The sequence below is a fragment of the Nocardia nova NBRC 15556 genome, from assembly GCF_001613005.1.
Classification (GTDB): Bacteria; Actinomycetota; Actinomycetes; order Mycobacteriales; family Mycobacteriaceae; genus Nocardia; species Nocardia nova.
In genome coordinates this window covers 65,060-80,134 of the sequence record NZ_BDBN01000045.1, presented here as the reverse complement: position 1 = coordinate 80,134, position 15,075 = coordinate 65,060, and the positions used below count along the sequence as shown (strand labels likewise).

Annotated in this window: 11 protein-coding genes; 7 read left to right on the top strand and 4 right to left on the bottom strand. The window is 67.9% G+C overall.

The window, feature by feature from the left end:
- The 3 genes from NN2_RS19070 to rraA form a co-directional block, all read left to right on the top strand.
- A partial coding sequence (locus NN2_RS19070) for a CopD family protein (RefSeq protein ID WP_063015306.1) occupies window positions 1-719 on the top strand: 719 nt, incomplete at its 5' end.
- Between the two features lie 89 nt (window positions 720-808).
- A complete protein-coding gene (locus tag NN2_RS19065) occupies window positions 809-1,267 on the top strand; it encodes an SRPBCC family protein (RefSeq protein ID WP_063015305.1) in 459 nt (152 codons plus the stop codon).
- Window positions 1,268-1,337: 70 nt separating this feature from the next.
- A complete protein-coding gene (rraA, locus tag NN2_RS19060) occupies window positions 1,338-1,823 on the top strand; it encodes a ribonuclease E activity regulator RraA (protein WP_030516733.1) in 486 nt (161 codons plus the stop codon).
- 43 nt (window positions 1,824-1,866) lie between these two features.
- Here rraA and NN2_RS19055 read toward each other — a convergent pair whose 3' ends face one another.
- Entirely contained in the window at window positions 1,867-2,088 is a 222-nt protein-coding gene (locus NN2_RS19055) for an RNA-binding S4 domain-containing protein (protein WP_030516732.1), read from the bottom strand.
- A 156-nt stretch (window positions 2,089-2,244) separates the two neighbouring features.
- On the opposite strand from NN2_RS19055, the gene lysX reads away from it, so the two are divergent.
- The 4 genes from lysX (at window position 2,245) to NN2_RS19035 (ending at window position 7,282) form a co-directional block, all read left to right on the top strand.
- A complete protein-coding gene (lysX, locus tag NN2_RS19050) occupies window positions 2,245-5,580 on the top strand; it encodes a bifunctional lysylphosphatidylglycerol synthetase/lysine--tRNA ligase LysX (protein ID WP_063015317.1) in 3,336 nt (1,111 codons plus the stop codon).
- A 70-nt stretch (window positions 5,581-5,650) separates the two neighbouring features.
- Window positions 5,651-6,295 (top strand): histidine phosphatase family protein, encoded by a 645-nt coding sequence (locus NN2_RS19045; protein ID WP_063015304.1) that lies wholly within the window; start codon window positions 5,651-5,653, stop codon window positions 6,293-6,295.
- A 155-nt stretch (window positions 6,296-6,450) separates the two neighbouring features.
- A complete protein-coding gene (locus tag NN2_RS19040; protein ID WP_063015303.1) occupies window positions 6,451-6,714 on the top strand; it encodes a hypothetical protein in 264 nt (87 codons plus the stop codon).
- A 253-nt stretch (window positions 6,715-6,967) separates the two neighbouring features.
- Window positions 6,968-7,282, top strand: coding sequence for a hypothetical protein (locus NN2_RS19035; protein ID WP_063015302.1), 315 nt, complete (start codon window positions 6,968-6,970; stop codon window positions 7,280-7,282).
- Between the two features lie 73 nt (window positions 7,283-7,355).
- On the opposite strand, the gene NN2_RS19030 is transcribed toward NN2_RS19035, so the two are convergent.
- The 3 genes from NN2_RS19030 to gltB form a co-directional block, all read right to left on the bottom strand.
- Window positions 7,356-8,279 carry a cutinase family protein gene (locus NN2_RS19030; protein WP_082857092.1) on the bottom strand — a complete coding sequence of 308 codons (924 nt, stop codon included), beginning with the start codon at window positions 8,277-8,279 and terminating at the stop codon, window positions 7,356-7,358.
- A gap of 366 nt (window positions 8,280-8,645) precedes the next feature.
- Window positions 8,646-10,115 (bottom strand): glutamate synthase subunit beta, encoded by a 1,470-nt coding sequence (locus NN2_RS19025; protein ID WP_063015301.1) that lies wholly within the window; start codon window positions 10,113-10,115, stop codon window positions 8,646-8,648.
- Between the two features lie 59 nt (window positions 10,116-10,174).
- Entirely contained in the window at window positions 10,175-14,827 is a 4,653-nt protein-coding gene (gltB, locus tag NN2_RS19020) for a glutamate synthase large subunit (RefSeq protein ID WP_063015300.1), read from the bottom strand.
- Between the last annotated feature and the right edge of the window lie 248 nt (window positions 14,828-15,075).

The window sequence follows — 15,075 nt, the reverse complement described above, 5'->3', positions numbered from 1 at the left end:
GGCTGCTGGCCGTCTTCGGCGGCCTCTGGGCGGTGGCTGAATTCGTGCTGCTGGCCACCGAGGCCGCCGAGGTGGTGGGGGTACCGCTCACCCGGTTGCGCGCCGGCGATTTCGGCGACTACCTCACGCATGTCAGCGGGGGCCAGATCGGCATCGCCGTGCTGATCGGCACCGCGGCCGTCGCCTGCTACAGCACGCTGGCCTTCCGGCGACCGGACCGCGCGACCGCCGATCTGGTGCTGGTCTTCGCCGCGGTGACGCTGGTGCTGCGCCCGATCACCGGCCATATGTCACAGCAGACGCTGGGATCGGTGCTGGCCGCGGTCCACGCCCTGGCCGCCGCCGTCTGGTTCGGCCTGCTGCTGGCGCTGGCGCTGGTCGTGCGCACCCGCGGTGAGTGGGCGGTGATCCTGCCACGCTATTCCGGCTGGGCGCTGCCCGCGGTGGCCGCGGTGACGGTGACCGGCGTGGTGAACGGGCTGGTCCGGGTCGGCGGTCCGGCCGCCCTGGTCGATACCGGATACGGCCGCATCCTGCTGGCGAAGACGGTGATGGCGGTCGCGCTGCTCGGCCTCGGCTGGTGGTGGCGGCGCAGCTGGGTTCCGGTGGCCACCGACCACCGGATGACCGCGGACTCCTCGCTGCGCCGCGCCCTGATCGAGGTCGTGGTGATGGCCGCGGTGTTCGGCCTGGCGGCGACGCTGGCGGTGACGGCCTGAGTCCGAGCCCGGGCCGGACAGGCCTCCGAACTGGAGTGATAGCAATTACATCCGGTCCGGGCCGGACTGGAACACGTTACGGTTACCGCATGACCGCAGTGAAGATCGTGGCCGATTGCGCCGCGCCGGCCGAGACCGCGTTCGACTACGTCAACGACCATCGCCATCTGCCGGAATTCGTCACCGAGGTCCATTCCTTCCGCCCGATCACCGATCAGGTGGCCGGGCTGGGCGCGACGTTCGACACCGAGATCAAACTGGGCCCCGCCTCGCTGACCTCGCGGTTGGAGATCGTGCGCTGGGAGAAGAACGTCGCGATCTCGGTGAAGGCCGTGACCGGATTCGAGATCGAATCGACCTTCCTGTTCCATCCCCGCGGCGACCGCGACTGCACGGTGGACGCCATCGTCGAATACCGGGTGCCGGGCGGACTCGCGGGCAAGGTGCTGGGCAAGACCATCGAGCCGTTCGTCAAACTGTCGGTCAAACACACCACCCACAATCTGACGACCAAGATCGCGGAGTATCAGCGCACCCTCGACAGCTGAACCGGGCGGCCCCGCGTCACGCGGCGAAGGTCTCAGGATCCGATCGTCGCCCGCATGGCAAGCTTATTTCGTGACCGATTCAGCAAACCTAGTGGCAACCGCCGACCTCGCCGACGAGATCGGCCCCGAGATTCGTAGCTGCGATACGCAATTCACGCAGTTCGGCGGCAATCCGGTGTTCAGCGGGCGCATCGTCACCATTCGCTGCTTCCAGGACAATCTGTTGGTCAAGCAGACTCTCAGCGAACCCGGTGACGGACGTGTGCTGGTCGTGGACGGCGGCGCGAGCATTCACACCGCCCTCGTCGGTGACGTGATCGCCGGCCGTGGAGTCGACAACGGCTGGTCCGGCGTCGTGATCAACGGCGGCGTCCGCGATTCGGCGATTCTGCGCACCCTGCCCATCGGCATCAAGGCGCTGGGCACCAACCCGCGCAAGAGCACCCAGACCGGATCCGGCGAACGCGATGTGCCGGTCGAATTCGGCGGCGTCACCTTCGTTCCGGGCGAGATGCTCTACAGCGATCACGACGGGGTCGTCGTCCGCGCGGAATGAGTCGCCGATCGCCGCCGGGCCGGCCGGCCCCGCGCCTGCCGAACTATCCGCCTGCCACCCGCACGCGGTGGCCGGCGAGTGCGACCACGTCTCCGGCATGGAGCTGGCGGCCCCGCCGTAGTTCCACCTCGTCGTTGACGCGCACGAGTCCGGCGGCGATCACGGTCTTGGCCTCCGACCCGCTGTCGATGAGATTGGCCAGCTTCAGGAATTGCCCGAGTCGAATGACTTCGTCTTCGATCGGCACATCGACTGGATCCGACATGGGTTACATCTTTACCGCCGCGCTCGGCGGGCCGCACGCCGCCCCCGTCCCGGTCGGCACCGGGGTCCGGCGAAAGGATCGAATATGACCGTGCACGAGCAGGACTCGCCCGGTGGCCTTCTCCCCTCGGGCGGCCCCAGCCCGCACACTGGTGCGGTGACTTCCACGCAAGACCAGCTCCACTCGCGCGACCGCAGATCACCTTCGTCACCGGTTCCGCATCGCGCCCACGGTCGGCTGAGCGAAGTCCCTCATCTGGCCGGCCTGGTGCTCGGCGTGTTCTCGGCTCTGTGTGCGCTGTGGAGTATTTCGCCCGGCCTGCGCTACATCACCTCGGTCCCGCGGCACTACCTCGACGCCTACTATTTCGACGCGCCCGACACGAACCTGATGTGGGCGGTGATCGTCGGTCTGCTCGCCGGCGCGACGGCCTCCCGTAAACGCATCGCCTGGTGGCTGCTGGTCGGGTACATGGCGCTGTTCGCGCTCGCCAACGGACTGGATTTCGCCGAGGAACAGGATCCGCACGCGCTGGCCGCGCTGTTCGTCCACCTCGCGGTGATCGGCCTGATGATCGCGGCATGGCCGGAGTTCTACACCCGGGTGCGGCGGGGCGCGGTGTGGAAGGCGCTCGGCGTCCTGGTCAGCGGGCTGGTGATCAGCAGCCTGCTCGGGTGGGGGCTGGTGGAACTGTTCCCCGGCAGCCTGCCACGCGGTGCGCAGCGCCCGCTGTGGGCGATCTCGCGGGTCACCGCGACAATTCTGGTGGCCGACAACAACTTCGACGGCCACCCGCCGCATGTGGTGAATCTGCTGCTCGGCCTGTTCGGTGCCATCGCACTGCTGGCCGCCGCGCTGGTGCTGTTCCGGTCGCAACGCGCCTCCAACGCGATGACCGGGCTGGACGAATCCGCGGTGCGCGGCCTGCTGGCCCGCTCCGATGTCGAGGATTCGCTGGGCTACTTCGCGACTCGCCGCGACAAGGCCGTGGTTTTCGCGCCCAGCGGTAAGGCGGCGATCACCTTCCGCGTCGAACTCGGCGTATGCCTGGCCTCCGGTGATCCGATCGGTGTGCGGGAGGCGTGGCCGCAGGCCATCGATGCCTGGTTGCGACTGGCCGACGAATACGGCTGGGCCCCGGCGGTGATGGGCGCCGGGGAACTCGGCGCCACCGCCTACCGCCGGGCCGGCCTGTCCGCGCTGCGTCTGGGCGACGAGGCGATTCTCGACACCCGTTCGTTCTCGCTGGCCGGGCCCGAGATGAAGCAGGTGCGCCAGGCCGCCAACCGCCTGCACAAACAGGGCTTCACCGTCCGGGTCCGCCGCCACAGCGAACTCTCGCCGGACGAGATGGCGCAGATGATCGCCCGCGCCGATTCCTGGCGCGATACCGAAACCGAACGCGGCTTCTCGATGGCGCTGGGCCGGCTCGGCGACCGGCTCGACGGCGACAGCCTGCTGGTGGAGGCGCTCGATCGCGACGGCCGGGTGTGGGGCATGCTGTCGCTGGTGCCCTGGGGCCGCAGCGGGGTCTCGCTCGACGTGATGCGACGAGATCCCAAGGGCCCCAACGGAATCATGGAATTCATGATCTCCCAGCTGGCGCTGACCTCGGAACAGTACGGGATCACCCGGGTATCGCTGAACTTCGCGGTATTCCGCTCGGTCTTCGAGGAGGGCAGCCGGATCGGCGCCGGCCCGGTGCTGCGGCTGTGGCGCAGTGTGCTGATGTTCTTCAGCCGCTGGTGGCAACTCGAGGCGCTGTACCGGTCGAATGTGAAATATCAGCCGCAGTGGGTGCCGCGGTTCTTCATCTTCGAGGAGCGCCGCCAGTTGCCGCGGGTCGCGCTCGCCAGCGCGCTGGCCGAGGGCTTCCTGCCGCGCTTCGGCAAGCAGCCGGATGCCTCCGCCCACACCGGTCTGCATTCCGCGGTGCCGGCCACCATCACCGGGCTGCACGCCGACGGCAGCCCGCCCGAGGCACCGCCCTCGGCCCTCGAACAGGCCGCCGCCCGCCGCCCCGAACAGGTGCGGGTGCGGATGGACAAGGTGCGCCGGCTCGAATCGGCCGATATCGACGCCTATCCGGTGGCCTACGCCCCGACCCATTCGATCGCCGATGCCCGCCGCTCCCCCAAGGGCACCACGGTGCGAGTATGCGGACGGCTGTTGCGGATCCGCGACCACGGCGGCGTCACCTTCGCGACGCTGCGCGACTGGTCCGGCGATATCCAGATCCTCATCGACCGAGGCCGGGTCGGCCAACGCCGCTCGAGTTCGTTCGGCGAGTACTTCGATCTGGGCGATCTGATCGAGGTGAGCGGCCAGATCGGCGCGAGCCGCCGGGGCGAGCTGTCGCTGCTCGCCCAGGACTGGCGGATGATCGGCAAATGCCTGCATCCGCTGCCGGACAAGTGGCGCGGACTCGCCGACCCCGAGGCGCGGGTGCGGCAGCGCTACGTCGATATGACGATCAACGTCGAGGCGCGCGAGGTACTGGCCAAACGCAGCGCCGTGGTGCGATCGCTGCGGGATACGTTGACCGGCTGGGGTTTCCTCGAGGTCGAGACGCCGGTGCTGCAGCAGGTGCACGGCGGCGCCAACGCTGCGCCCTTCCGCACCCACATCAATGCCTACGATCTGGACCTGTACCTGCGCATCGCCCCGGAGCTGTACCTCAAGCGGCTGTGTGTGGGCGGGATGGAGAAGGTCTTCGAACTGGGCCGGGTGTTCCGCAACGAGGGTGTGGACTACAGCCACAATCCGGAATTCACGATTCTGGAAGCCTATGAGGCGCACAGTGATTACGAGCGCATGATGCACGCGTGCCGGCAGCTCATACAGAATGCGGCGATCGCGGCCAACGGCGCCTGCGTGGCCCTGCGGCCGGGTGCGGACGGGACGCTGACCGAGGTCGACATCTCCGGCGACTGGCCGGTGCGCACCGTGCACGGCGCCATCTCCGAGGCCGTCGGCGAGACCGTCACTCCCGATACCCCGGTGGATCGGCTCCGGTTGCTGTGCGACAAGGTCGAGGTGCCGTATCAGCCGGGCTGGGACGCCGGGCAGATCGTGCTCGAGATGTACGAGCACCTCGTCGAGGAACGCACCCAGGAGCCGACCTTCTACATCGACTTCCCGACCTCCGTGTCACCGCTGACGCGCGCGCATCGCCGCATCGACGGTGTGGCCGAACGCTGGGATCTGGTGGCCTGGGGGGTCGAACTGGGTACCGCCTACAGCGAATTGACCAATCCGATCGAACAGCGCCGCCGCCTGACCGAACAGTCGCTGCTGGCCGCGGGCGGTGATCCGGAGGCCATGGAACTGGACGAGGACTTCCTCGAGGCACTGGAATTCGCGATGCCGCCGACCGGCGGTCTGGGTGTGGGTGTGGATCGTGTGGTCATGCTCATCACCGGCCGCAGTATCCGCGAAACCCTGCCGTTCCCACTGGTCAAACCGCGCACGGGACAGGGCGAGGGACGCTGACCGCACCGCCGGCGCCGGGGCGCGCGCACCCGTTCGCGAACCCGGAACCCGCGTCCGGCACAGTAGATCCGTGCAGCTTGTTCTCGTGCGTCATGCCCAGCCCGGCCGGGTGCTGACCACCTCCGGTCCCGCCGATCCCGAACTCACCGAACTCGGTGTCGAGCAGGCTCGGCGGGTACCGGCCGTGATCGCCCGGTTCGCCGGGGGCGAGCATCGTATCGCGCGGGTGGTGAGCAGTCCGCAGCGGCGGGCCCGCGATACCGCCGCGCCGACGGCCGAGAAGTTGGGACTGCCGGTCGAGGTACTCGACGGGCTGGCCGAATACGACCGCGATCTGCCCGCGTATATCCCGATCGAGGACGCCAAGCGCGATTTCCGCGCCACCTACGACCGGATCAAGGCCGGACATCTGCCCGAACAGATCGACGGGCCCGCGTTCGTGGCGCGGGTGCTGGGCACGGTGTCGGAACTCGTCGCGGCCGCCGAACCGGCCGATACGGTTGTCGCCTTCGCCCACGGCGGAGTGGTGAACGTGCTGCTCCAGGACATTCTCGGACTCGAACGCCCCCTGACCTTTCCGATCGACTACTGCTCGATCACCCGGATTCTGTTCTCCCGTAGCGGTAATCGCACCGCCGCGACGATCAACGAGAACAGCCACGTGTGGGATCTGCTGCCGCGGAATCGTCCCGCTGCGGCCGGCGACGCGATCTGAGCAGAGCGTAGGGGCGGGAGCATCCGAAAGCTGTGCGGGTGGCGGAAGTTCACAGCCGATTGCCAGCCCGAAAGCCTGCCGGACACAGCAACGAGTCGTTCCATGAATGACCACGGGCCCCGCCCGGCGGCCCGTGTTCCGAGAAAGGTAGTCCGTTGCTCTCCTCCACGAGTTCCTCGCGCCGCCGGCTGATCGCCCGCGTCGCCGTCGCCGGCGCGATCGCGGCCGCCCCCGTCGCCGCGGTCGCGGTACCCGCTTTCGCCGATACCCCGTCCGCCACGCAGATCGACTGGCACGACCACGATCACGACGGGTGGCGTCATCATCACGATCGCGATCACGATCACGACAACGGCCCGTGGCAGTCCGGTCCCGGCGGCTTCCTGCCCGGACCCCCGCCCACCGGCTCGTTCGGCTGATCGAACCGCACAGCCGAGGAACATACGAGGGCCGTTCCCTTTCCGGGAGCGGCCCTCGTTCGCTGTGTGGAACACGGATTCGGTGCTCGTGACCGGGATCGCGGCACCGTGGCCTGGTCGCTTCAAAGTTCATTCACAGTTCGCGAACATCGCCGTCCCAGCCGGCGGCGTTTCGATGTACTCGTGAGCCGCCGGGCCGCCCGGTCCGAATCCCCAGCACGGCTCCGTATTTCGCAGACGAAAGGCCGAAACCTTGCAGACCACCGCGAAGCCGAAGAACCGCACCCGCCGCCTCGCGACCCGCGTCGCCGTCGCCGGTGCGCTCGTCGTCGTTCCCCTGTCCGCGCTCGCCGTGCCGGCCTTCGCCGACGCCCCGGCCAACACCCCCAGCGCGGTCGCCATCGACCGCGACAACCACCCCGGCGACCGCGATCACGACGGCGACCACCGCGGACCCGATCGCGACAACCGCGGCGACAACCACGGCGATCGAGACCGCGGACCGGAGAACCAGCCGGCACCCGGCCCGCAGCTGCCCCAGCTCCCGCCGACCGGTTCCGCCGGCTGATCCCGGCTGATCCCCGAAACGGTGAAGGCCACCCCGCTCGACGCGGGGTGGCCTTCACGGGCGCCTTACCGGCTCATGCCATTCCGGCGATCCAGTTGTGCATCCAGGAGATCGCGGTCTGGCCGCCGCCCACCGAATAGCTGCCGTAGGAGGTGTGCGTGCCGGACTGGTAGAAGTGCTCGAGCTGTTCCACCCGCTGCTGGTTGGCGTCGTCGGTGAGCTGCGACTGCAGGGCCGCGACACCGCCGTGCGCCATCAGGTCGCCGATGATCGACCCCGCCTCGAGCTGGTAGCGCCACAGGTTCGCCGCGCTCGCACCGGAGGCCTGCGCCAGGAAGCCGGCGAAGCGGGTGACGTAGTCGGTGTCCTCGGTGGAGCAGTACAGGTCACCGGCCGCGCAGATGGTGCGCACCCGGTCGCTGAGGAAGCCGAATCCACCCACGCGCGGGCCACCGGCGCCCGCGCCGCCGACCACCGGGCCGACCTGGACGTCGGTGGGCGAACGACGCGGATCGGAGATCAGGCCGACACCCGAAACGCGGTCCGGCGAAACGGCGCCCAGGCCGGTGCCGATCTCGGCGGCCAGATCGCCCGCGGCATCCGCACCCTGGCTGTAACCGACGATCGCGTAGTGCGTACCGGCGCAGCGGGCCGCCATCGCCTGGATGAGGCCGCGCGCGTTGTCGGTCGCTTCCTTCTTGGAGGCGCCGTAGACATCGCCCTCCCACGGGAAGGCGGTCGCGGCGTAGCTGACGTAGTCGACGTCCGTCGAACTCGGCAGGCCGCGCGTCACACCCGACAGCATGCCGGGGCCGACCATATGGTCGGGCTTGTGATCACCGGTCTCCCAGGTGCCCGGAATCGCGACGACATACAGGCTCGGGCAACCGGGATCCGCGCTCGCGGAACCGCTTCCGACCGCGGTACCCGACACTGCCATACCAGCCAGTACCGCGACTGCCGCCCCGGCGGCCGCGACAACCTTCTTCAACCGCATGCTGCTCCAGTTCAAGCCAGCCCTCGCCGGGGCTCCCCATATGTATTCGCCGCTGATGATGCCGCCGCCACATTGCCGCGCGGTAAATTCCCGGCGAAGCAAAAACCGCCCGCGTCCGTGAACTCGTGAACGAGTTCGGACGCGGACCAAGAGCATTTACGACATACCGGTGCTCAGGATAACGGCGGCACGGTGGAACTGCCATCCGAGCTCGAAATGCCGTCCGATTTCCGATGTTTGGGACGCGGGTACACGTTTTCGCAGTACAGGGCGAAAAAACAGGCGTCCACGGGCTCGAAAGCCCGTGGACGCCTCGTATTTTCGATTGTTCGACCGACAGTCGGCCCCCGCCGTCCCGGCCGGGACTCAGCGCTGGGCGACCGCCGTCGGAGCGATCGGCGCCGGCAGCGCGGTCTCACCCTCGAGGTGCTTGTCCACCGCCGAGGCGGCGGCGCGGCCCTCGGCGATGGCCCATACGATCAGCGACTGACCACGCCCCATATCGCCGGCGACGAAGACGCCGGGCACGGTGGTCTGGAAGTCCTTACCGCGCTTGACGTTGCCACGCTGGTCGTAGCCCACGCCGAGATCCTCGAGCAGACCCGGCTTCTGCGGGCCGACGAAGCCCATCGCCAGCAGGACCAGATCGGCCTCCAGGGTGAAGTCGGTGCCCTCGACCTTCTCGAAGCGGCCGTTGACGTTACGGACCTCGTGCGCCTGCAGGCCGGTGACCTTGCCGTCCGCACCGATGAACCGTTCGGTGTTCACCGAGAAGACGCGCTCGCCACCCTCTTCGTGCGCCGAGGAGACCCGGAACATCAGAGGGTAGGTCGGCCACGGGGTCGACTCGGCCCGCTCCTCCGGCGGCCTCGGCATGATCTCGAACTGGTGGACGCTCGCCGCGCCTTGGCGGTGCGAGGTGCCCAGGCAGTCGGCGCCGGTGTCACCGCCACCGATGATGACGACCTTCTTGCCCTTGGCGTGGATCCTCGGCAGGCCCTCCTCGTCGGCGACCGGGTCGCCCAGCTGAACCCGGTTGGCCAGCGGCAGGAATTCCATCGCCTGGTGGATGCCGTCCAGATCGCGACCCGGAATCGGCAGGTCCCGCGCGATGGTGGAACCACCCGCGAGCACCACCGCGTCGAACTGCTCACGCAGTTGCTCTGCGGTGATGTCGACACCGACGTTCACGCCCGCCTTGAAGATGGTGCCCTCGGCCTCCATCTGCGCCAGGCGGCGGTCGATGAAGCGCTTCTCCATCTTGAATTCCGGAATGCCGTAGCGCAGCAGGCCACCGATGCGGTCGTCGCGCTCGAACACCGTGACGGTGTGGCCGGCGCGGGTCAGCTGCTGGGCCGCGGCCAGACCGGCCGGACCCGAACCCACGACCGCGACCTTCTTCCCGGTCAGGCGGGTCGGATAGACCGGCTGCACCCAGCCCTCGTCGAAGGCGTTCTCGATGAGTTCGACCTCGACCTGCTTGATGGTGACCGGATCCTGGTTGATACCGAGCACACACGACGCTTCACACGGCGCCGGGCACAACCGCCCGGTGAATTCCGGGAAGTTGTTGGTCGCGTGCAGACGGTCGATGCCCTCGCGCCAGCGATCCCGGTAGACCAGGTCGTTCCACTCGGGAATCAGGTTCCCCAGCGGGCAGCCGTTGTGGCAGAACGGGATGCCGCAGTCCATGCAGCGGCTGGCCTGGGTCTGCAGGGTCTGGTGGGAGTAGTTCTCCTCGTAGACCTCTTTCCAGTCCATCAGGCGCAGCGGTACCGGACGCCGAGTGGGCAGTTCCCGGCTGGTGTGCTTCAGAAATCCCTGTGGATCACCCACGTGCGGCCTCCGTATTTTCGCCTCTCAGGACCGTCCGTGCGTCTTGCACGCGTCTCACGTTATCCACGTGCGGCCTCCATGATCGCCTCGTCGACATCCCGCCCGGCCTTCTCAGCCTCGGAGATAGCGAGCAATACCTTCTTGTAGTCGCGAGGCATAACCTTCACGAAGTGGTTCACCTGCTGCGACCAATCGCTCAGGATGCGTTCGGCCACTGCCGAACCCGTCGCGTCGCGATGGCTCGCGACGACGTCGCGCAGCCAGGTGAAGTCCTCGCCCTCGAGCTGTTCGATATCCACCAGCTCGGTGTTGAGGTTGGCTTCGAACGTGCCGTTCGGGTTGTAGATGTAGGCGATACCGCCCGACATACCGGCACCGAAGTTGCGCCCGGTCTCGCCGAGGATGACGACCCGGCCACCGGTCATGTACTCGCAGCCGTGATCACCCACGCCCTCGACCACCGCGGTGGCGCCCGAGTTGCGCACGCAGAACCGCTCGCCGACCACACCGCGGATGAACGCCTCACCGCTGGTGGCGCCGAACAGGATCACGTTGCCCGCGATGATGTTCTCTTCGGCGACGAAGGACTCCGGCGCGTTCAGCGACGGCCGCACCACCAGGTGTCCGCCCGAAAGGCCCTTGCCCACATAGTCGTTGGCATCACCGAACACCCGCAGGGTGATACCGGCCGGGACGAACGCGCCGAAGCTGTTGCCCGCCGAACCGGTGAAGGTGATGTCGATGGTGTCGTCGGGCAGGCCGGCGCCACCGTAGAGCTTGGTCACCTCGTGGCCGAGCATGGTGCCGACCGTGCGGTTCACGTTCGTGATCTTGGTCTCGAACTTGACCGGCTTGCCGCGCTCGAGCGCATCCGCCGCCTGGGCGATGAGCTGGTTGTCCAGCGCCTTGTCCAGGCCGTGGTCCTGAGTCTTGGTGCAGCGGCGGTCCTGGTACATGAACGCCGTCTCGACATCGTCGAGGATCGGCGACAGATCCAGCTTGCTCGCCTTCCAGTGCTCCTTGGCCTTGGTCGTGTCGAGCAGGTCGACCCGGCCGATGGCCTCGTCGAGCGAGCGCAGACCCAGCGAGGCCAGCAGCTCCCGCACCTCTTCGGCGATGAACATGAAGAAGTTCTCGACGAATTCGGGCTTACCGGTGAAGCGCTGACGCAGCACCGGATTCTGGGTCGCGACGCCGACCGGGCAGGTGTCGAGGTGGCAGACGCGCATCATGACGCAGCCGGAGACCACCAGCGGAGCGGTCGCGAAGCCGTACTCCTCGGCGCCGAGCAAGGCGCCGATCAGCACGTCGCGGCCGGTCTTCATCTGGCCGTCGACCTGCACCACGATGCGGTCGCGCAGACCGTTGAGCAGCAGGGTCTGCTGGGTCTCGGCCAGGCCGAGTTCCCAGGGGCCGCCCGCGTGCTTCAGCGAGGTCAGCGGCGAGGCGCCGGTACCACCGTCGTGGCCGGAGATCAGCACGACGTCGGCGTGAGCCTTCGACACACCGGCCGCGACCGTTCCCACACCCGGCTCCGCGACAAGTTTCACGTGAATCCGAGCCTGCGGATTCGCGTTCTTCAGGTCGTGGATCAGCTGGGCCAGATCCTCGATCGAGTAGATGTCGTGGTGCGGCGGCGGCGAGATCAGGCCGACACCCGGCGTCGAGTGCCGCACCTCGGCGACCCACGGGTACACCTTGTGCGCGGGCAGCTGACCGCCCTCACCGGGCTTGGCGCCCTGGGCCATCTTGATCTGGATGTCGGTGCAGTTGGTCAGGTAGTGCGCGGTCACGCCGAAGCGACCCGACGCCACCTGCTTGATCGCGCTGCGCCGCCAGTCACCGCTGTCCTCCGGCTCGAAGCGAGCCGGCGACTCGCCGCCCTCACCCGAGTTGGAACGGCCGCCGAGGCGGTTCATCGCGATGGCGAGGGTCTCGTGCGCCTCCGCCGAGATCGAGCCGTAGCTCATCGCGCCGGTGGAGAAGCGCTTCACGATCTCGCTGGCGGGCTCGACCTGCTCGACCGGAATCGGGTGCCGGCCCTCGGTCTTGAACTTGAACAGGCCGCGCAGCGAGGCCAGGCGCTCGGACTGGTCGTCGACCAGCTTGGTGTACTCCTTGAAGATCGAGTACTGACCCGAGCGGGTCGCGTGCTGCAGCTTGAACACCGTGTCCGGGTTGAACAGGTGGTACTCACCCTCGCGCCGCCACTGGTACTCACCGCCGATCTCGAGCTCGCGGTGCGCGCGCTCGGTGCGGTTCTCCAGGAAGGCGATCCGGTGGCGGGCGGCGACCTCGGCGGCGATGTCGTCGAGACCGATGCCGTCCAGCGGCGAGGTCAGGCCGGTGAAGTACTGGTCGCAGAGTTCCTGCGACAGACCCACGACCTGGAACAGCTGCGCGCCGCGGTAGGAGGCGATGGTGGAGATGCCCATCTTGGACATCACCTTCAGTACGCCCTTGCCGGCCGCCTTGTTGTAGTTCTTGACGGCCGCCGCGTAGTCCGCCGCCTTGTCGCCGGTGCTGCCGGGCATCTCCAGCGCGCCGCGCTCGAGCATGTCCTCGATCGACTCGAAGGCCATGTAGGGGTTGATCGCGGCCGCGCCGAAGCCGACCAGCATGGCCATGTGGTGCACCTCGCGGGCGTCACCGGCCTCGACCACCAGGCCGACCTTGGTGCGGGTGCGCTCGCGCACCAGGTGGTGGTGCACCGAGGCGGTGAGCAGCAGCGACGGAATCGGCGCCAGCTTCTCGTTGGATTCCCGGTCGGACAGCACGATGATCCGCGCGCCGCCGTCGATGGCGGCCGACACCTGGGCGTTGATCGCCTCGAGTGCCTTGCGCAGGCCCTTGCCACCCTTCTTCACCGAGTAGAGGCCGCGCACGACCACCGAACGCAGCTCGGGCCGCGAACCGTCGTCGTTGATGTGGACGAGCTTGGCCAGCTCGTCGTTGTCGAGAATCGGCTGGGTCAGCGTGATGTGGCGACAGGATTCCGGACCCGGATGCAGCAGGTCGGCCTCAGGGCCGATGGTGCTGCGCAGGCTGGTGACGACCTCCTCGCGGATGGCGTCCAGCGGCGGGTTGGTGACCTGGGCGAACAGCTGCGCGAAGTAGTCGAACAGCAGACGCGGACGCGAGGACAGCACGGCGATCGGCGTGTCGGTGCCCATCGAACCCAGCGCCTCACCGCCGGTCTTGGCCATCGGCGAGATCAGCAGGCTCAGTTCCTCGGTGGAGTATCCGAAGATCTGCTGACGGATGAGCACGCGGTCGTGCGACATGTGCTCGTGCGGACGGTCGGGCAGCTCGGCGAGCTTGGTGATGCCCTCGTCGAGCCACTCCTGGTACGGCTGCTCGGCCGCCAGCTGCGACTTGATCTCGTCGTCGCTGATGATGCGGCCCTGCGAGGTGTCGACCAGGAACATGCGGCCGGGCTGCAGACGGGCCTTGCGGACCACCTTCGACGGCTCGATGTCGAGCACGCCGACCTCGGAGGCCATGACGACCAGGCCGTCCTCGGTGACCCAGATGCGGGAGGGGCGCAGACCGTTGCGGTCCAGCACCGCGCCGACCACGGTGCCGTCGGTGAAGCACACCGAGGCCGGACCGTCCCACGGCTCCATCAGCATGGAGTGGTAGCGGTAGAAGGCGCGCTGCGCCGGGTCCATCGACTCGTGCCGCTCCCAGGCCTCCGGGATCATCATCAGCACGGCGTGCGGCAGGCTGCGGCCACCGAGGTGCAGCAGTTCCAGCACCTCGTCGAAGCGCGCGGTGTCGGAGGCGCCCGGGGTGCAGACCGGGAAGATCTTCTCCAGCCGGTTGTTGCCCTCGCTGTCGGTGCCGAAGATCTCGGAGTTCAGCAGCGCTTCACGCGCGCGCATCCAGTTCTCGTTACCGGTGACGGTGTTGATCTCACCGTTGTGCGCGACGCGGCGGAACGGGTGGGCCAGCGGCCAGGACGGGAAGGTGTTGGTCGAGAAGCGCGAGTGCACGATGCCCAGCGCCGACTCCACCCGGTCGTCCTGCAGATCCAGGTAGAACGCCCGCAGCTGCGGGGTGGTGAACATGCCCTTGTAGACGAAGGTCTGGCCGGACAGGCTCGGGAAGTAGACGGTCTCGCGGCCGACCGCACCCTCGCCGGCGCCCTGCTTGCCGAGCTCGTGCTCGACCCGCTTGCGCACGACGTAGGCACGCCGCTCCAGATCCATTCCACCGAGCTGCTCGGCGGCATCGGCGGGCGAGGCGATGAACAGCTGACGGAACGTCGGCATGGCGTCGCGCGACAGCGCACCCAGGGAGGACTCGTCGATCGGAACCTCGCGCCAGCCCAGAACGGCCAGGCCCTCTTCCTTGACGATCTTCTCGACCCGGTAGCAGGCGCGGGCGGCCTCGCGGCGGGCCTGCGGCAGGAATGCGATACCGGTGGCGTAGGAGCCTTCCGGCGGCAACTCGAAGTTGGCACCATTCTCCGCCAGCACGGCCCGGAAGAACCGGTCAGGAAGCTGGATCATGATGCCCGCACCGTCACCGGAGTTGGGTTCCGCACCCGCAGCACCACGGTGCTCCAGGTTCAGCAGTGCCGTAATAGCCTTGTCGACGATGTCGCGGCTACGACGGCCATGCATGTCGACGACGAACGCGACACCGCAGGAGTCGTGCTCGTTCGCCGGGTCATAAAGACCAGTGCGGCCAGGTGACCGGTGTCCCATTCGCGGCTCGCCGCGGTGGCCAGGAAGTTGCGTCATGCCTCTGCCTTCAAGAAATAGGCGCCTTCAACGAAGAGGCCTTCGATTTCGATGCCTTCTTCCGATGGCCCTCGTCGAAACGCCTCCGCCTAGACTGCGTCCGGACGTTGCGGCGACCAGCGGCGCTGATGGTCATCCCGTGCAGTCAAACTCTCCAGTTGTCCACCCGCTTCGGTTTCGTAGTCGGGTGCTCGGTGGTAGCGGAACTCTGA

Coding starts and splice junctions, on each gene's coding strand:
- NN2_RS19065 (WP_063015305.1), top strand. CDS start 809: ATGACCGCAGTGAAGATCGTGGCCGATTGCGCCGCGCCGGCCGAGACC.
- NN2_RS19055 (WP_030516732.1), bottom strand. CDS start 2,088: ATGTCGGATCCAGTCGATGTGCCGATCGAAGACGAAGTCATTCGACTC.
- NN2_RS19030 (WP_082857092.1), bottom strand. CDS start 8,279: ATGCGGTTGAAGAAGGTTGTCGCGGCCGCCGGGGCGGCAGTCGCGGTA.
- gltB (WP_063015300.1), bottom strand. CDS start 14,827: ATGGGACACCGGTCACCTGGCCGCACTGGTCTTTATGACCCGGCGAAC.